Raw genomic sequence first — 17,924 nt, forward strand, 5'->3', positions numbered from 1 at the left:
ATTGGCAGGCATGATGACGGGAACGTTGGTCTCGGGACTGGCGTTGGGCACGCTGTCTGTGCTGAGCGGCGCACCGGGCGAGACCCCGCCCGAGGCGGTCAGCCTTGAAGTGCCGGCGGGATCGGGGTTCGATCTGCGGCGCGAGGATGCGGAAGCGGATCTGCCTGAAACACAGCCCGCGCCCGAGGCAGCGGTCGTGCCGCAGGTGGCCCCGCCCGCACCGGATGACAGTGCAGGGATCGGCGCGGTCGAAACCGCACCGGCGGCAGCGCCCGAGACGGGCGATGTGGCGGCCTTGGCCGACGCCCCGGAGGTGGCGGTCGAGGGGGCCGGTGTGACGGTCGAGAGCGATGATCCGGTGTTGCCCAGTCCGCAGGGGACGCCGCCGGTGGTGCCGTCGAGCGAGGGGGCCGTGGCGGTGTCGACCGATCCCGCGCAGCCGCCTGCACCTGCGCCAACCGAGGAGAGCGCGGGGCTGACTGTGCCGGAGGCGGCAGCGGAAGGGACCGAGGCCACTTCGATCTTTCCGCAGGAAGAGCCGGCACCGGTGCTGATCCCTGACGCCTCTGGCTCTGAGGGGGTGACGGATATGTCGCCCGAAGCCGAGGCACAGGCCGAGGCGGCACCCTTGCCCGAGGTTGACACAGAGACCGAGAGCGCAGCCAAGACCTTGCCTGCGTTGGGCACAATCGGCAACCGGGCCGAGGGGGTGACAACCAACCGTTTACCCAGTGTCGGTGCGCCAACGCCGGACACGCCGGAGACTACGGTGGACAGTGTCGCAGAGCCGCAGACGGTGGAGGGGGCGCTCGCGCGCAATCGGGTGGCGTTCGACAATCCCGAAGGCAAGCCGCTGATGGCGATCATCCTGATGGACGACGGGCAGAGCCCGATCGGGATCGAGGCGCTTCAGAGTTTTCCCTATCCGCTGAGTTTCGCGGTCGATGTGACCTGGCCTGGTGCGGCGGCGGCGGCGGAACGCTATCACGCGGCCGGGTTCGAGGTCTTGGCGATGGCCGATCTGCCAGAGGTCGCGCGGCCTGAGGATGCAGAAGTGGCGATGCAGGCGTGGTTTGCGCAGGTGCCGCAGGCGGTGGCGGTGCTGGAAGGCACGGGCACCGGCCTGCAATCGAGCCGCGAGGCCACGGCGCAACTCGCCCCGATCCTGAAAGAGAGCGGGCATGGGTTGGTGATGCATCCGAGCGGGCTCAACACCGCGCAAAAGCTGATTGCGCGCGAGGGCGTGCCCTCGGCCAGCCTGTTTCGGGATTTCGACGGGCAGGGGCAGAATGCCGCCGCGATCCGCCGCTTTCTGGATCAGGCCGCGATGCGGGCCGATCAGCAAGAGGACGGCGTGATCATGCTGGGCCGTTTGCGGGCAGATACGATCAGCGCACTTCTGCTGTGGGGTTTGGCGGACCGGGCCGCGAGCGTGGCGCTGGCACCGGTCTCGGCGGTGTTGCAGGCGGAATAGGCCCGGAGGGCTCGTTTCCGAATCAAGCCGCGAAAGGGCCTCATGATGCCGCACCGGGGACAGCCGGGATTGCGGATTGCCCCCAATTTGCGCCCACACGCATAGCAAAGGGGCATGGCGATGATCCTCTATCCCACCTTGGAAATTCTTGACGGCAAATGTGTCACCCTGACTCGTGGACGGCTGGAGGAACCGGTGCGTTGGCATGTGGACCCGGTCGAGACTGCGCGCGGGTTTGTGGCGGCGGGTGCCGAGTGGATGCACCTGACGGATATGAACGGGCTGCGCGGTGCGGGCGACAATGATGATCTCATCGAGCAGATCATCCGTGCCGTGGGTATTCCGGTGCAGCTTGGGGGCGGGTTTCGCACGCGTGAGGCGGTGGAGCGCTGGATCGACAAGGGCGCAGGGCGGATCGTGCTGGGCACAATGGCCGTGCAGAACCCTGATGCGGTCAAGGCCTTGGCCAAGTATCACCCGGATCAGATCGTTGTGGCTGTCGACATATATCAAGGGCAATTGATGACCGACGGTTGGCGCACGGCGTCGGCCTTTGGTCCGGCCGAGTTTATCGCAGCCTTTGACGGGGTTCCGCTGGCAGGTTTGTTGATCACCGATATTGACGCCGATATCGAGGATAGCGATGGCAGTCTGGGGCTGATTTCCGGGCTGGCGGCTGGAACGCGGCATGCCGTCATTGCGCGCGGCACGGTTCGGACGGTCGATGATGTGGCGCGGCTGCGCTATATTCCGAATATCGCCGGCACAATGATCGGACGCGCGCTGATGTCCAAGGATGTCGATCTGGGCGAGGCTCTGGCGGTTGCGCGGGCGGTGCCCGAGGCGAAGGCGGAGTTTCTCTGAGTGCGACGTCTCAGCCCCGCCATTGACCGGGGCTGAGGCCATCCAAGGTCCACTCTCCGATGCGCCAGCGGATCAGGCGTAGCGTGGGGTGGCCGATATGGGCGGTCATACGGCGCACTTGGCGGTTGCGGCCCTCCGAGATGGTCAGTTTCAGCCAGCTATCGGGCACGGATTTGCGAAAGCGGACGGGCGGTGTGCGCGGCCAGAGGATTGGAGGCGCCGCCCGTTCCACGCGCGCGGGGCGCGTTGGGCCGTCGTTGAGCGTGACACCGGCACGCAGGGCGGCGAGGGCCGCGTCATCGGGCAGGCCCTCGACCTGGGCGTAATAGGTTTTTTCCATTTTGAAACGCGGGTTTGCGATGCGCGCTTGAAGTTGACCGTCATCCGTCAGCAGCAGCAGCCCCTCGCTGTCACGATCCAGCCGGCCGGCGGGATAGACGCGCGGCACGTCGATGAAATCCGAGAGCGTGGCGCGGGGGCTGCCTGCGCTTCCACGGTCGGTGAATTGCGACAGCACGTCATAGGGCTTGTTGAAGAGAATGAGGCGGGCCATGTGCCTGTCTTGCCCGAGGGCACAGCCCGCCGCAAGTCTCAGTTATAGCCGGGGCGCAGGCCCTCACGCACCTTGTAGGTCCATGGCAGACCAGCATTGCGCCAGCCATTGACCGCGCGGGCACCTGCGTCGTTCGTGTCGCCTTCGAACCCGTCCACAACATTGTAGAGCGTCACATCCACCCCGGCCTCTACCAGCTTGGAGATTGCCGCCGCGCTGCGCGAACCGGAGCGGCACATCACCAGCAGGGTATCCACGCCTGCGGCGGCATCGCTGGCGAGCCAGGCCTTCATCTCGTCTACGAATGCGGGATTATCGACCATTTTATACATGCCTTTCTTGGCGTCGAAGGAGAGGGCAGGGTCCATCAGTTTCGAGGGGATATTGGCGGCGGCGGCGGTGGCATAGCCGATCAGGTTCACCTCGGACGGGGTCCGCACGTCGATGAGCGCAACATTGGGGTTGTCGGCCAGCACGCGGCCGGCATCGGCGGCGGTGATATAGAGACCGGGGGTGGTCTGTTTGCTCTTGCTGAGCGTTTCGGCGGCCACAGGCTCTTGCAGGGGCAGGGCCTCGCTGGCGGCGCTGGCGAGTGGGGTTAAAGCCAAGGCCAGAGCCAAGAGGGCCGGGGTGGCGAATCGGGTCATGCGGATCATGGGCTTCCCTCCATTATATTCCTTAATTGGAATATGATGTGGTAGACCTACGCCCGCAAGAGCGCGCGCGCTTTGACCTGAGTCAAATGACTCAGCCGTTGGCGTCACCACCAAAGCGCGCGGCATCGGCCGCTGCACGGCGGATGGCGTTCGATTTATGGACGGTTTCCATATATTCCGCCTCGGGGTCGCTGTCATAGACCACGCCGCCGCCGGCCTGAATATAGAGGTTCTCCTCCTTGACCACGGCTGTGCGCAGGGCGATGCAGACGTCCATATCGCCGCCCGAACTGAAATAGCCGACACCGCCGCCATAGACGCCGCGCTTCTCGGGCTCCAACTCGTCGATGATCTCCATCGCGCGGACCTTGGGTGCGCCGGACACGGTGCCTGCGGGCAGACCGGCCAAAAGGGCGCTGAGCGCATCCTGATCCTCGGCCAAGTCCCCAACCACGTTCGAGACGATGTGCATGACGTGGCTGTAGCGCTCGATGATGAATTTCTCGGTCGGATGGACGCTGCCGATCTTGCAGACGCGGCCCGCGTCGTTGCGGCCCAGATCGAGCAACATGAGATGCTCGGCCAGTTCCTTTTTGTCGGCCAGAAGATCTGCCTCGAGCGCGCGATCCTCTTCGGGAGTGGCACCACGGGGCCGGGTGCCTGCGATGGGACGGATCGTCACCTCTTGACCAAAGACGCGCACGAGGATTTCGGGGCTGGCCCCGATCACCTGAAAGCCGCCAAAGTTGAAATAGAACATGAAGGGCGACGGGTTGGTGCGCCGCAAGCTGCGATAGAGCGAGAAGGGCGGCTGGCGAAAGGTCTGCGTCCAGCGCTGGCTGGGCACGACCTGAAAGATGTCGCCTGCGCGAATGTAGTCCTTGGCCTTTTCCACGGCGGCCTTGTAGCCTTCGCGGGTAAAGTTCGACACCGGGGCCGCGTCTTCGCGGGCTTCGCCAAGTGCGCGGCTGGATTGCGGCAAGGCGCGTTCGAGATCGCGCACCGCATCCATCACCCGTTCGGCGGCCTGTGCATAGGCCGCACGCGCCGATTGTCCGCTGCTGACCCAAGCGGGGGCCACCACCATAACCTCACCCTTGACGCCATCCAGAACGGCCACGACCGAAGGGCGCAGCATCACGGCATCGGGCAGGCCAAGCGGATCCGGGTTCACATCTGGAAGATGTTCGACCAACCGGATCATGTCATAGCCCAGATAACCAAAGAGACCGGCACTGGCAGCGGGCATGCCTTCGGGCAGGGCGATGCGGCTCTCGGCGATGAGGGCGCGCAGGTTGGCCAAGGGATCGCCTTGCTGATCCTCGAAGGCATCGTGATCGAAACGGGCCTGACGGTTGATTCGGCTGGTGGTGCCGTGGCACTGCCAGATCACATCGGGTTTCATGCCGATGATGGAATAGCGCCCGCGCAATTCGCCGCCCGTCACGGATTCGAGCAGGAAGGCATCACGCGCCGCCCCAGTCAGCTTGAGCATCAGCGATACGGGCGTGTCGAGATCGGCCGCAAGCCGCGCATGCACCACCTGATTTTCCCCCGCCTCATAGGCGCGGGCGAAATCCTCGAACGACGGGGTCAGTTCCAATTGCGCGGTCCTCAGTTGAAATTGGCATGCACGGCGTTGAGGGCCGCTTGATCCAGCTCTACGCCCGCGCGGGCGCGGATGTCATTGGCCAGCACCTGAAAGAGATCCTGCCCGAGATCGGCGGCGACCTGATCCTGAAGGGCGCTGCGCAGGCGGGCGAGATCCTCGTCCTCGTCTGCGGGAAGGGGCGGTGCGATACGGTCGAGGCGCAGCACGAAGAGCCTGCCTTCGCCCTCGATCACGCGGACCTCGCCCTCGGTCATGGCAAACACAGTGTCGATGAATTCGGCGGGTGCGTCGGGGCGGTAATCGCGGCGGGTCATGTCGGTCACTTCGGTCGCGGTCAGCCCAAGATCGGCAAAGCTCGCGCCTGCCCGCAATTCGGCAAGCTGCGGTTCCAGTTGGGCGCGCAGCGCGGCCACCGTGGCCTCAGCCCGCCAGCCGGCCAGCACCGCGTCGCGCACGTCTTCGAGCGGTTGGATGCGCGGCTCCTGGATGCCGTCGAGACGCAGGGCGAAAATGCCACCATCGGCGAGCTGCGCGACCTCGGGGTAGTCGCCTTCGGCCACGGATTCGGCGGCGGTGCGGAAGCTGTCATAGCCCGCCATGCCTTCGGTCAGAGCAGAGTGCCAATCGATGCTCCCGAGTTCGAGATCGGTTTCCTTTGCCACATCTTCGAGCGTGGCCCCTCCGGCGAGGAGGTCATCCACCGTGTCGATCTGAGCCTCGATCACGCGGCGGGCGCGGTCAGTGGCAAGCTCTTCGCGCAGCCGCGGTTTCGCCTCTTCAAAACTCGTGACCTGAGCGGCGAGCACGGCGTTCACGCGAAAGAGCGCGGGGCCAAGATTGGTGTCGATCGGACCAACCACATCGCCGGCCTCGGCGGAGAACACCGCATCGCCCGCTGCGCCTAATTCTTCGCGGGTGACATCGCCCATGTCGATATCCGCCATGTCGAGCCCGCGTTCGGAGACCAGCATTTCAAGGGCGATGCCCTCGTCTATCCGGGCGCGGGCGCGGGTCGCGGCCTCGGTATCGGCAAAGGCCAGGCGTTCCACCAGCCGGCGTTCGGGCATGTTGAATTCGGCCTCGCGCTCGGCATAGGCCTCGCGCAGCGCGGCCTCGTCCACTTCGACGCTGTCGAGGATCATCGCGGGCGTGACCCAGGCATAGGTAATGGTCTTGGTTTCGGGCGTGGTGAAATCGGGCAGATGGCTCTGGTGATAGGTCTTGAGGTCATCCTCTGACGGGACCGGCAGGCCGGTTTGCAGCGCGTTGCGGTCGAGCACGGCAAAGGCAAGGCTGCGCCGCTCGGCCAGATAGGTCATCATCGTGTCCATATAGGTGCTGGGCGTCTGCAATCCTGCCAAGGCGGCGGCCTGCACCAGCGTGCTGGCTGTTTCGGCGCGGATGTTTTCCTCGAACTGGGATTCGTTCAGCCCTGCCTGATCGAGGGCAAAGCGATACGCCTCGCGATCAAAGCTGCCGTCGAGACCCTGAAAGGCGGGAATGTCGAGGATCTGCTCGCGCAGGTTCTCGTCGCCGACCGAGAGGCCAAGGCGATTGGCCTCATGTTCCAGCGCGGCGCGCGCCACCAGACGTCCCAGCACATCGGTATCGACCCCGGCGGCGCGGGCTTCGGCAAAGGTCATGGAAGAGCCGCGTTCGGCCTCGAGCGCGCGGATTTCGTTTTGCAGGGCGCGGGCGTAGGTGGTCACGTCAATCTCGGCGGTGCCGACATGGCCGATGCTTCGCACATTGCCCGAGAGGTTGGTTGCGCCGAACCCGGCAAGGCCGACGATCAAGAGGCCCATGAGAACCCACATCGCGCCCTTGTAGATACCTTTGCCCGCCATGATGGCCCCCTCACTGTTGGTGGCTTGCGCCCGTGTTGGGCGACTGTCTACGCGCTGTGACCGCCCGCGACAAGGGGCCAGCGGAGGGCCGAGAGCCGGTCAAAGAGCGTGTCGATGCCCGCACGGTCGAGATTGGCGAAGGCCACGCGCAATTCGCGCGCGCCCTGTGCGTCATCGGCGGGCCGGAACATGGTGCCGGGGAGTAGAAGAACGCCCGCCTCGGGCACCAGCGCCTGTGCCAGTTGAGCCGAGCCCATGGCGAAAGGATGTGCCATATAGGCAAAATAGGCACCGCAGCCCAAGAGGCGCCAGCCTTGGCTTGCAAGTTTCGGCATGTTGTCGTGGATCGCCGCGCGCCGGTCGAGGATTTCGGCGCGTTCACCGGCCAGCCATTGCCCAAGGTTGCGCATCCCCCAGAGGGCCGCGATCTGGCCCAGTTGGTTGGGGCAGATGGTGACGGTGTCGAGGAATTTCTCGACCTCGGCCAGACGGGTCGGGGAGGCCACCATCGCGCCGACGCGGTGGCCGGTCAGGCGATAGGCCTTGGAGAATGAGTAGAGCTGAATGAGCGTATCGGCCCAGTCTGGATCGTGAAAGAGATCATGGCCCGCGCCGGGGCGGGCATCGAAATCACGGTAGGTTTCATCGACGATAAGGGCGATGCCGCGCTCTTGCGCCAGCGCGTAAAAGGCGCGGGTGAGGTCGGCGGGATATTCCACGCCGCCCGGATTGTTGGGGGTGACGAGCACGATGGCGCGGGTGCGCGGCGTGATGAGCGCCGCCGCATGATCCGGATCGGGCAAGAGTTCGGCCCCCGCAGGCAGCGGAACTGCGCGCACGCCTGCCATGTCGAGCCACATTTTATGATTGAAATACCAAGGGGTTGGAAGGATAACTTCATCCCCTTCGCCGCAGAGCGTGGTGATTGCCGCGCAAAAGGCCTGATTGCAGCCCGAGGTGATGGCGACCTGAGAGGGTGCGACGGTGCCGCCATAGCTGGCAGACCACTGCGCCGCCACTTCGGCGCGCAGGTCGGGCAGGCCCAGCACGGGGCCATAAAGATGCGCCTGCGGTTCATTGAGCGCCGCCTCGGCCACCGCGCGGCGCAGCGCCTCGGGGGGCGGGGCGACGGGGGCGGCCTGGCTCACGTTGATAAGCGGGCGGTGGGGCGGGAATGTCACCCCGTCAAGCCAACGCCGCGCCTCCATCACGGGGGGCGAAAAGGTGCAGGCTGTGCGGGGCAGGTTGGTCATGTCAGGCACCCCGATAGGGTTCGACATATTGCAGGGCCATGTCCCAAGGGAAGAAAATCCAGGTGTCCTGGCTGACTTCGGTCACGAAGGTGTTGACCTGCGCGCGGCCCATTGGCTTGGCGTAAACGGTGGCGACATGGGCACGCGGCAGGTGCTGGCGCACCACCTCGAGGGTGCGGCCCGTGTCCACGAGATCATCCACGATGAGCACGCCCGCGCCGTCACCCATGATGGACATATCGGGGGATTTGATCACCACGGGGGCGGTCTGGGTCTGATGGTTGTAGGATTTCACGCTGATCGTATCGACGGTGCGGATGTCCAGTTCGCGTGCCACGATCATCGCCGGGGCCATGCCGCCGCGCGTGATCGCCACGACCGCGCGCCAGCCGCCTTCGGGGGCCTCGCCCTGAAGCCGCCACGCAAGCGCGCGGGCGTCGCGGTGAAGTTGATCCCAGCTTACGTGAAAGCCTTTTTCATGGGGGAGGCGGTCCATCATGGTGTTACCTGCTCAAGAGAAGTTTCAGCCCGAGCGCGCCCAGCAACAGGGCCGCCACGCGGTCGATGATCGGTTTCGCGCCAAGATAGGCGCGGCGGGCGGCGGCCCCGCTCAGCAGCGTGGCAAAGCCCGCGTAAAAGAGCCACTCCACCAGCATGTGATTGGCGGTGATGAGCGCGATTTCCGCGGCGGTGAGGCCCTTGGGAAAGATCACAACCAGCACAGAGGCGGCAAAAAGCACCGATTTGGGATTGCCGAGGTTGATCAGCACCCCGTCAAGAAAGGCGCGGCCGCGTGGCTTGCGCGGACCTTCGGTCACGGGCTGACGGGCTGCGCGCCACGTGTTCCATGCAATATAGAGGAGATAGGCCGCCCCTGCGATTTTGAGGGCGAGATATGCCCATGGAAAGAGGGTAAAGAGTGCCTCGAGACCAAGAAGCGCCGCGAGGGTCCAGAGGGCCGCGACAAGACCAAGGCCCATGCCCGCCGCAATGCCCGCAGCGCGGCCATCGGCCAGTGCGGTGCGCAGGGCAAAGAGCAGGGCGGGACCGGGGCTTAGGATGGCGGCGGCCAGAACCGCGTTGAAGGTCAGAAGATCGAGCGCGGTCATGGGCTGTCCTTTCAGGTGCTCGCGATCTTGATGCCAAGCAGGGCCAAAAGCCCGCCAAAGGTGCGATCCAGGATGGATTTGAGGCTGACATAGGCGGTGCGGGCTACGCTCGAGCGAGAAGATGCGCGCCACGAGGATATTCCACAGCGTTTCGTTCAGGAACACCACAGCAAGCAGCGCCGCAAAGATCAAGGGCGAGGTGCCGGGAGGCACGGTGCCGATGAAAATCGCGGAAAAGAGCACCGCCGGTTTCGGGTTTGCCAGTTGCGTCATCACTCCCAGCCGAAAGGCCGAGGCGGCAGAGCGGGGCAGGCGCGTTTCCGCGCCCATGTCGAGCGGGCGGTCGGCGTCGCGCCACAGGCCCCATGCCATCCAGATCAGATAGGCGGCCCCGATGATCTTGAGCGCCCAGAGCAGGGCCGGTGCGGCCTCGAACACAAGACCCAGGCCAAAGAGCGCCGCCGCTGCCCAGATCACACCACCGAGGCCGATGCCCATGGCCAGAAAGGTGCCGGTGCGCAGCCCTTCTGTCACGCCGGTGCGCGCGGCCATCAAGACCGCCGGTCCGGGGCTGATCGCTGCCATGAGGTGCAGGACGCAGATTGCGAGGAAGGCGGCGAGGGTCATTATTCCTGTTCCTTGCGTCCGCCGCTGGCGTCGATGTCGGGGGCGTCGACGGCCTTCATGCCGACGATATGGTAGCCCGCATCGACATGCAGCGTCTCGCCGGTCACGCCAGAGCCCAGATCGCTGAGCAGGTAGAGTGCGGAGCGGCCCACGTCGTCGATGGTCACGTTGCGGCGCAGCGGCGAATTCAGCTCGTTCCATTTCAGGATATAGCGGAAATCGCCGATGCCCGAGGCGGCCAGCGTCTTGATCGGCCCGGCGCTGATGGCGTTGACGCGGATGCCGTCCTTGCCCAGATCCTCGGCCATGTATTTCACGGAGGCCTCAAGCGCGGCCTTGGCTACGCCCATGACGTTGTAATGCGGCATCACCTGTTCCGCGCCGTAATAGGTGAGGGTCAGGGCCGATCCGCCCTCGCCCATCATCTTTTCTGCGCGCTGCATCACGGCGGTAAAGGAATAGACCGAGATGTCCATGGTCATCAGAAAATTGTCGCGGCTGGTGTCGACGTAACGCCCGCGCAATTCGTTCTTGTCGGAAAAGCCGATGGCGTGCACCACGAAATCGAGGCTGTCCCAATGGGTGGCGAGATCGACAAAGAGTTGGTCGACCGAGGCCATATTGCCCACGTCGCAGGGCAGAACGATGGTCGAGCCAAGTTCTGCCGCCAGCGGATCGACCCGCTTTTTCAGCGCATCGCCCTGATAGCTGAAGGCCAGTTCCGCGCCGGCATCGGCGCAGGTGCGGGCAATACCCCAGGCGATTGATTTGTCATTGGCGAGCCCCATGATAAGCCCGCGTTTTCCCGCCATCAGATTGTTCGACATTCCCAGCCCCCGACCATCAGATTTTTCTGACCTTTAGGCGATTGGGGGGATTGCATCAAGGGCTGGTCATTTTCCAGGGCAGGGTGTCAAATGCCGTTCAGAACACTAGTTTGACACATATGGTAACATATGAGCGAATTCTCGCAGGCAGCATCAAGGGAAGTTCATGGAACGCGACGGACTATTTGCAGGGGATGACCCGTTCGAGATTGCACGCGGCTGGCTGGCCGAGGCGGAGAAATCAGAGATGAACGATCCCAATGCCGTCGCGCTGTCGACGGTGGATGCCGATGGGTTGCCGAATGTGCGGATGGTGCTGCTCAAGGAGATTTCCGAAGACGGCTTCATCTTTTACACCAATTACAACAGCGCCAAGGGGCGCGAACTGACCGCCAATCCCAAGGCGGCGATGGTGCTGCATTGGAAATCCTTGCGCCGTCAGGTGCGTATTCGTGGTATGGTGAGTCGGGAAGAGGGCGCGCGCGCGGATGCCTATTATGCCTCGCGCTCGCTCAAGAGCCGTCTTGGCGCCTGGGCATCGGAGCAATCGCAGCCGCTCGACAGCCGAACGACCTTGATGGCGAAGGTGGCCAAGATCACGGCGCAGAAAGGCCCGAATCCGCCGCGGCCACCATTTTGGGGTGGTTTCAAGATCGCTCCGGTGGAAATCGAATTCTGGGCTGACGGAGCGTTTCGGTTGCACGACCGCTTTGTGTGGCGGCGAAAAGGCATAGGGGAAAACTGGGAAATTCAACGCCTGAACCCATGAATTTCACGTTGCGTGAAATGCAAGGCATTGAAAGTAATTGATATTAACCGCTTGCAAGCGGGGGCGAATATGACGCAAGTGTTACACAGTCTTGGGGATGAAGGCTGTTAGGTAGGACAAAGTGACGATACAGGATGACGATATTCGCAGATTGAAAGGGCGTGTTAAGTGGTTCGACCCTGTAAAAGGGTTTGGGTTTGTGATCGCCGATGAAGGTGGCCCAGATATTTTGCTACATGCCAATGTTCTGCGGAACTTTGGCCAAAGCTCGGTTGCGGATCGCGCCGGAGTTGAATTGGACGTGCAGCAAACCGAACGCGGTCGGCAGGCCGTGGCGGTGCATGCCATCAGCCCGCCGGATGATCTTGAACACACAGGGCTTGCCGATCTCGACGAGATTGATCCCGAGATCATTCGCAACGCGCCGCTGCAACCCGCCCGCGTCAAATGGTTCGACAAGGGCAAGGGATTTGGCTTTGCCAATACCTTTGGACGGGAAGAAGACGTGTTCGTGCACATCGAGGTTCTGCGCCGCTCCGGTCTTGCGGATGTTCAGCCCGGCGAGGCGCTGGCAATCCGCGTGATTGATGGTAAAAGGGGGCGAATGGCAACCGAGGTGTGTGGATGGGAAACGGCGGTAAAAGTATCCGAGTGATGGCGGCCGTCGTGCTTGCCGGTCTGGCAAGCACGGCAGCGGCGGAGAGTTGCCGCGAAGACGTGGTGATGCTTCGCAGCGATGCCGGCACCGCGCGTTTCCGCGTCGAGGTGGCCGATGACAAGGCCGAGCGCGCCCAAGGCCTCATGAATCGCGAGACGATGTCGATGAGCGCGGGCATGCTCTTTGTCTATCCCGAACCGCAGCCGGTTGGGTTTTGGATGAAGAACACGCTGATTCCGCTCGACATGATTTTCATGGACGAGACAGGCACCGTGAAGAAGGTACATCACGAGGCGCAGCCGCTGGACGAGTCGCCGATTTTTGGTGGTCAGGACATTTTGGCGGTGCTGGAGATCAATGGTGGTCTGGCGCGTAAAATCGGAATTCGCGAAGGTTGGACCATGCGGCATGCCGCTATTGACCAGACCAAGGCGGCCTGGCCCTGCGCCGAGAGCCAATAAAGCGTCACGAGGCCGGTTTTTGGCTTTTCAAGCTCGGTAATCACCAGTATGGAGGCGCACGGTCCGGGGCGTAGCGCAGTCTGGTAGCGCACCTGTTTTGGGAACAGGGGGTCGTAGGTTCGAATCCTATCGCCCCGACCATTTCACCCACACGCTTATGTCAGGTCCCCTCCGGGGTCTCTTTTCCAAGGCGCGCGCGCCGCATTTCGCGGCAGGCGTAAAGCGCATCAAACTTCAACCTCTGTGATAGCTATGCCCGGCAAATGCGCCGGAAATAACGGCTTCTTTACGGGGCTGGCTGTGGATGAATCACGTCCGCGATCGAGGGGGCGTGACCTGAGACTTAGTCAAACGTTTTTTCTGCCAAAATCCGAAAAGTTTTCGTTGACCGCCTATGGCAATATACGTCAGTTTGTGTGGGCGGGCAGCAAGGCCACAACATATAGTGGCTCGCCCCGGCAGGGACATGACACCGACACTCAGGACGACCAGACAGTGACCACTCCGCACGGCAGGGCCAGACGGCGTTTCGCAACGCCTGACAAGCGCCGTCCATGGGGAAAACGACCAACTCACATCAGGCCAAACGCCTGAAAATCACACTGGGCCAAAAGGCCAGAAAACGATTGCGATGGGGCAGAAGAGATGAAGATCGAAAGAAAATTCACCACCGCCGGACAAGACGCCTATGCAGCGCTCGAATTCGTGACCACGAGTTCCGAAATCCGTAACCCGGATGGCACGACAGTTTTCCGGCTGGATGACATCGAAGTGCCCCGCGGCTGGAGCCAGGTCGCAAGCGACGTGATCGCGCAGAAGTATTTCCGCAAGGCGGGCATCCCCAACCGGATCGAAAAGGTCAAGGAAGAGGGCGTGCCCGAGTTCCTGTGGCGCTCGGTGCCAGCGGCGGACAATGACGGCTTTGGTGGCGAGACGAGCGCCAAGCAGGTGTTTGACCGGCTGGCGGGCGCCTGGTGCTATTGGGGCTGGAAGGGCGGTTATTTCACCAAGGAATCGGACGCCCGCGCCTATTTCGACGAGATGCGCTATATGCTGGCGCGCCAGATGGCGGCGCCCAACAGCCCGCAGTGGTTCAACACCGGCCTGCACTGGGCCTATGGCATCGACGGCCCGAGCCAGGGGCATTACTACGTCGATTTCCAAACGGGTGAGTTGACCAAATCCAGCTCGGCCTATGAGCATCCGCAACCGCATGCCTGCTTTATCCAGTCGGTCAAGGATGATCTGGTGGGCGACGGCGGGATCATGGACCTCTGGGTGCGCGAGGCGCGTCTGTTCAAATACGGCTCTGGCACGGGCACCAATTTCAGCAGCCTGCGTGCCGAGGGGGAAAAGCTGTCGGGCGGTGGCAAGTCGTCTGGCCTGATGGGGTTCCTGAAGATCGGCGACCGTGCGGCGGGCGCGATCAAATCGGGCGGCACCACGCGGCGCGCGGCCAAGATGGTGATCTGTGATGCCGATCATCCCGATATCCAGGAATTCATCAACTGGAAGGTCAAGGAAGAACAGAAGGTTGCCAGCATCGTCGCAGGTTCGAAGATGCATGAGCAGAAGCTGAACCAGATTTTTGCCGCGATCCGGGCCTGGGATGGCAGTTCCGAGGATTCCGTCGATCCCAAGAAGAACGAGCAACTCAAGGCTGCCATTCGCAGTGCCAAGCAGGTGCAAATCCCTGAGACCTACGTCAAGCGGGTGCTCGATTACGCGCGGCAGGGCTATCAGAGCATTGAATTCCCGACCTATGACACCGATTGGGATTCAGAGGCTTATGCGTCAGTCTCGGGCCAGAATTCGAACAATTCGATCCGCGTCACCGATGCCTTTCTCAAGGCGGTGCGCGAGGATGCCGATTGGGCGCTGATCAACCGCACCGATGGGTCGGTTGCCAAGACGATCAAGGCGCGTGATCTGTGGGAAGATGTGGGGCACGCGGCCTGGGCCTGCGCTGATCCGGGTATTCAGTATCACGACACGGTCAACGCGTGGCACACCTGCCCGGAAGATGGTGAGATCCGGGGGTCCAACCCCTGTTCGGAATATATGTTCCTGGATGATACGGCGTGCAACCTGGCCTCGATGAACCTCTTGAAGTTCTACGCGGACGGCAAGTTTGACGCAGATGCCTATATGCATGCGACGCGCCTCTGGACCGTGACGCTGGAAATCTCGGTGACGATGGCGCAGTTCCCGTCCAAGGAGATTGCGCAACTCAGCTATGAGTTCCGCACCTTGGGTCTGGGCTATGCCAATATCGGCGGTTTGCTGATGAACATGGGCTTTGGCTATGACAGCGACGAGGGGCGCGCGCTTTGCGGGGCGCTGACGGCGATCATGACCGGCGTGGCCTATGCCACGAGTGCCGAGATGGCCGGAGAGTTAGGGGCATTTGCGGGCTACAAGCGCAATGCCAAGCATATGCTGCGCGTGATCCGCAACCACCGCAATGCGGCTTATGGGGCCACCGAGGGGTATGAGGGACTGGCCGTGAAGCCGGTGCCGCTCGACCACAAGAATTGCCCCGATGCGCGGCTCGTTGATCTGGCGATGGCATCCTGGGATGAGGCGCTGAAGCTGGGCGAAAAGAACGGCTACCGCAATGCGCAGACATCGGTCATCGCGCCGACGGGCACCATCGGTCTGGTGATGGATTGCGACACGACCGGGATCGAGCCCGATTTTGCGCTGGTCAAGTTCAAGAAGCTGGCAGGCGGCGGTTATTTCAAGATCATCAACCAGTCGGTTCCGGCCGCCTTGGAAAAGCTGGGCTATGGTTCGGCGCAGATCGAGGAAATCGTGAGCTACGCTGTGGGTCACGGCTCCATTGGCAATGCGCCGGGGATCAACCACACGTCGCTGATCGGTCACGGATTTGGACCCAACGAGCTGACCAAGGTGGATGCGGCCCTGGGTTCGGCGTTCGATATCCGGTTCGTGTTCAACCAGTGGACGCTGGGCGCGGAGTTCTGCACCAATGTTCTGGGTATTCCGGCGGAAAAGCTGAACGATCCGACCTTCGATATCCTGACGCATCTGGGTTATTCCAAGCGTGATATCGAATTGGCCAACGACCATGTGTGCGGCACCATGACGCTGGAAGGCGCGCCGCATCTCAAGGTGGAGCATTACAAGGTCTTTGATTGCGCCAATCCCTGCGGCAAGAAGGGCAAGCGCTATCTTGGGGTCGAGAGCCATATCACCATGATGGCGGCGGCGCAGTCGTTCATCTCAGGCGCGATTTCCAAGACCATCAACATGGCCAATGACGCCACCATCGAGGATTGCCAGAAGGCCTATGAGCTGTCGTGGTCGCTGGGTGTCAAAGCCAACGCGCTCTACCGCGATGGATCGAAGCTGAGCCAGCCGCTTGCGGCAAGTCTGGTCGAGGATGATGACGAGGCCGCCGATATTCTGGAATCCGGCACGCCGCAGCAAAAGGCGCAGGTGCTGGCCGAGAAGATCGTCGAAAAGGTGATCATCAAGGAAATCCAGAAATCGCACCGCGAAAAGCTGCCCGAGCGGCGCAAGGGCTATACGCAGAAGGCGATTGTCGGCGGTCACAAGGTGTATTTGCGCACCGGTGAGTACGAGGATGGCAAGCTGGGTGAAATCTTCATCGACATGCACAAAGAGGGCGCTGGCTTTCGTGCGATGATGAACAATTTTGCCATCGCCGTGTCGGTTGGCCTGCAATACGGGGTGCCGCTGGAGGAATTCGTCGATGCCTTTACCTTTACCAAGTTCGAACCGGCGGGCATGGTGCAGGGCAATGACAGCATCAAGAATGCGACCTCGATCCTCGACTATATCTTCCGCGAACTGGCGGTGAGCTATCTGGATCGCACCGATCTGGCGCATGTCAAACCCTCGGGGGCCAGCTTTGACGATCTGGGGCGCGGCGAGGAAGAGGGCGTGCGCAATGTTTCGGAAATGAGCGAGGCAGCCGCCAACCGCTCGCTGGAGGTGCTAAAGCAGATCAGTTCAACCGGCTATCTGCGCAAGCGTCTGCCGCAAGAGTTGGTGGTGTTCCAGGGCGGACAGGCCATGGCGCGCGCCGCAGGCGATGGCATGGATGCGATGAGCATGCTGGCCACGCTGGTGCCTGAAACGGCCAGTGCGACGATGTCGGCCATGACCACGACCACGGCGGTCGCCTCTGGCTCGGTCAGCATGGATGCCCGCACCAAGGCGCGGCTTCAGGGCTACGAGGGCGAGGCCTGTGGCGAATGCGGCAACTACACGCTGGTGCGCAACGGCACCTGCATGAAGTGCAACACCTGCGGCTCTACGAGTGGGTGTAGCTGAGGAAATTGAGACACGGGGCGGGTGCGCTCGCCCCGGACGCGGATCGGAAGCAGGCAACAACCACAGTCGGGCAGTGAATGACACCCGATCCGCGAGACTCGAGGGGGCCTAGTGCCCCCTCTTTTTCGTCTGGGGCGTATCGCGCCCGATCAAAACCGTCCCGGGCTTGACCCCGGACCTCGCCGATGCAGATCAAAGGCCCCGGCTCGGGGCCGGGGCGATATGAGCCTGATCGGACGAAAAATGCTGGCGCCCAACAGGGGGTCAGTGACCCATCTTGGAATGGTCCACGCCATCGGTGGGATCGACCATGAATTCCACCGTGACCGCGCCTGCCTGCTCGAAGTGGAAGGTCGCGGAAACCATGTCACCTTCCTTGAGCGGGGCGGTGAGGCCCATCAGCATGACATGCAACCCGCCCGGTTCGAGATTGACGGTCTCGCCCGGTGGAATCTCGATGCCTGCAACCGGCTGCATTCGCGCCACCCCGTCGCTGCCATGGTCAGTGGTGTGCAGGGTTGTCTTTTTTGCGGCGGTGGTTTCGATGGCAATCAGGCGGTCGGCCGTGGCGCCCTCATTGCTGATGGCCATATAGGCGGCGGCTGATTTGGCCCCGGCGAAAGGTTCGTTGATATGGGGATGGATGATTTCGAGTGTGTTTTTCTTCACACTATGGGCATGGGCCGCGCCGCTGAGCGCGATCGCCCCCAAGAGGGCCAGAAAAAACTGTTTCATTGAATTCCTCGTTTATCGGTCGCGTGGGCATGGGCATGGTGTGCGCGCCATGATGCCTGATCTATACGGTCGGCGGGCAGATGCGTCCACTTGTCTGATCTTCGGCCATGAAAAAGGGGCACTGGAGAGCGCCCCTTGATCTGGTTGGCAAAGCAC

15 protein-coding genes, 1 tRNA gene and 1 pseudogene are annotated in these 17,924 nt (G+C 62.6%); 7 read left to right on the top strand and 10 right to left on the bottom strand.

Annotation, left to right across the window (positions count from 1 at the left end):
- Positions 1-13: 13 nt before the first annotated feature.
- Both ROSMUC_RS06395 and ROSMUC_RS06400 read left to right on the top strand, forming a co-directional pair.
- Entirely contained in the window at positions 14-1,474 is a 1,461-nt protein-coding gene (locus ROSMUC_RS06395) for a divergent polysaccharide deacetylase family protein (RefSeq protein ID WP_245875130.1), read from the top strand.
- A 120-nt stretch (positions 1,475-1,594) separates the two neighbouring features.
- Complete coding sequence (locus ROSMUC_RS06400; protein ID WP_037271023.1) at positions 1,595-2,338, top strand: 1-(5-phosphoribosyl)-5-[(5-phosphoribosylamino)methylideneamino]imidazole-4-carboxamide isomerase; 744 nt, start codon at positions 1,595-1,597, stop codon at positions 2,336-2,338.
- Positions 2,339-2,348: 10 nt separating this feature from the next.
- Here ROSMUC_RS06400 and ROSMUC_RS06405 read toward each other — a convergent pair whose 3' ends face one another.
- From ROSMUC_RS06405 to fabI, 9 genes and pseudogenes are all read right to left on the bottom strand, one after another.
- Positions 2,349-2,891 carry a pseudouridine synthase gene (locus ROSMUC_RS06405; RefSeq protein WP_037270803.1) on the bottom strand — a complete coding sequence of 181 codons (543 nt, stop codon included), beginning with the start codon at positions 2,889-2,891 and terminating at the stop codon, positions 2,349-2,351.
- Positions 2,892-2,929: 38 nt separating this feature from the next.
- Positions 2,930-3,547, bottom strand: coding sequence for a rhodanese-like domain-containing protein (locus ROSMUC_RS06410; protein WP_037270805.1), 618 nt, complete (start codon positions 3,545-3,547; stop codon positions 2,930-2,932).
- Positions 3,548-3,638: 91 nt separating this feature from the next.
- Entirely contained in the window at positions 3,639-5,150 is a 1,512-nt protein-coding gene (gene trpE, locus ROSMUC_RS06415) for an anthranilate synthase component I (protein ID WP_037270809.1), read from the bottom strand.
- A gap of 11 nt (positions 5,151-5,161) precedes the next feature.
- Positions 5,162-7,006, bottom strand: coding sequence for a peptidyl-prolyl cis-trans isomerase (locus ROSMUC_RS06420; protein ID WP_102105882.1), 1,845 nt, complete (start codon positions 7,004-7,006; stop codon positions 5,162-5,164).
- Positions 7,007-7,053: 47 nt separating this feature from the next.
- A complete protein-coding gene (locus ROSMUC_RS06425) occupies positions 7,054-8,259 on the bottom strand; it encodes an aminotransferase (RefSeq protein WP_037270815.1) in 1,206 nt (401 codons plus the stop codon).
- A gap of 1 nt (position 8,260) precedes the next feature.
- Positions 8,261-8,758, bottom strand: a complete 498-nt coding sequence (gene gpt, locus ROSMUC_RS06430) for a xanthine phosphoribosyltransferase (RefSeq protein WP_037270818.1) — start codon at positions 8,756-8,758, stop codon at positions 8,261-8,263.
- 4 nt (positions 8,759-8,762) lie between these two features.
- Positions 8,763-9,368 carry a LysE family translocator gene (locus tag ROSMUC_RS06435; protein WP_037271025.1) on the bottom strand — a complete coding sequence of 202 codons (606 nt, stop codon included), beginning with the start codon at positions 9,366-9,368 and terminating at the stop codon, positions 8,763-8,765.
- A gap of 11 nt (positions 9,369-9,379) precedes the next feature.
- A pseudogene (locus tag ROSMUC_RS06440) lies at positions 9,380-9,995 on the bottom strand (LysE family translocator).
- Entirely contained in the window at positions 9,995-10,822 is an 828-nt protein-coding gene (gene fabI, locus ROSMUC_RS06445; RefSeq protein ID WP_037270821.1) for an enoyl-ACP reductase FabI, read from the bottom strand. The pseudogene ROSMUC_RS06440 and the gene fabI overlap by 1 nt, the downstream one beginning before the upstream one ends.
- A 166-nt stretch (positions 10,823-10,988) precedes the next feature.
- Here fabI and pdxH point away from each other — a divergent pair, with 166 nt between their 5' ends.
- From pdxH to ROSMUC_RS06470, 5 genes are all read left to right on the top strand, one after another.
- A complete protein-coding gene (pdxH, locus tag ROSMUC_RS06450; RefSeq protein ID WP_037270826.1) occupies positions 10,989-11,591 on the top strand; it encodes a pyridoxamine 5'-phosphate oxidase in 603 nt (200 codons plus the stop codon).
- A gap of 121 nt (positions 11,592-11,712) precedes the next feature.
- Entirely contained in the window at positions 11,713-12,246 is a 534-nt protein-coding gene (locus ROSMUC_RS06455) for a cold-shock protein (RefSeq protein ID WP_037270828.1), read from the top strand.
- Entirely contained in the window at positions 12,246-12,710 is a 465-nt protein-coding gene (locus tag ROSMUC_RS06460) for a DUF192 domain-containing protein (protein WP_037270831.1), read from the top strand. The genes ROSMUC_RS06455 and ROSMUC_RS06460 overlap by 1 nt, the downstream gene beginning before the upstream one ends.
- Positions 12,711-12,774: 64 nt before the next feature.
- A tRNA-Pro gene (locus ROSMUC_RS06465) sits at positions 12,775-12,851 on the top strand.
- Positions 12,852-13,355: 504 nt separating this feature from the next.
- Positions 13,356-17,033, top strand: a complete 3,678-nt coding sequence (locus ROSMUC_RS06470; protein ID WP_037270832.1) for a vitamin B12-dependent ribonucleotide reductase — start codon at positions 13,356-13,358, stop codon at positions 17,031-17,033.
- 264 nt (positions 17,034-17,297) lie between these two features.
- Here the strand turns inward: ROSMUC_RS06470 and ROSMUC_RS06475 are convergent, their stop codons facing one another.
- The gene (locus ROSMUC_RS06475; protein ID WP_037270834.1) at positions 17,298-17,768 is read right to left on the bottom strand and encodes a copper chaperone PCu(A)C; all 471 of its coding nucleotides are present in this window, start codon (positions 17,766-17,768) and stop codon (positions 17,298-17,300) included.
- Positions 17,769-17,924 lie beyond the last annotated feature (156 nt).

It is taken from the genome of Roseovarius mucosus DSM 17069 (genome assembly GCF_000768555.3).
Lineage (GTDB): Bacteria > Pseudomonadota > Alphaproteobacteria > Rhodobacterales > Rhodobacteraceae > Roseovarius > Roseovarius mucosus.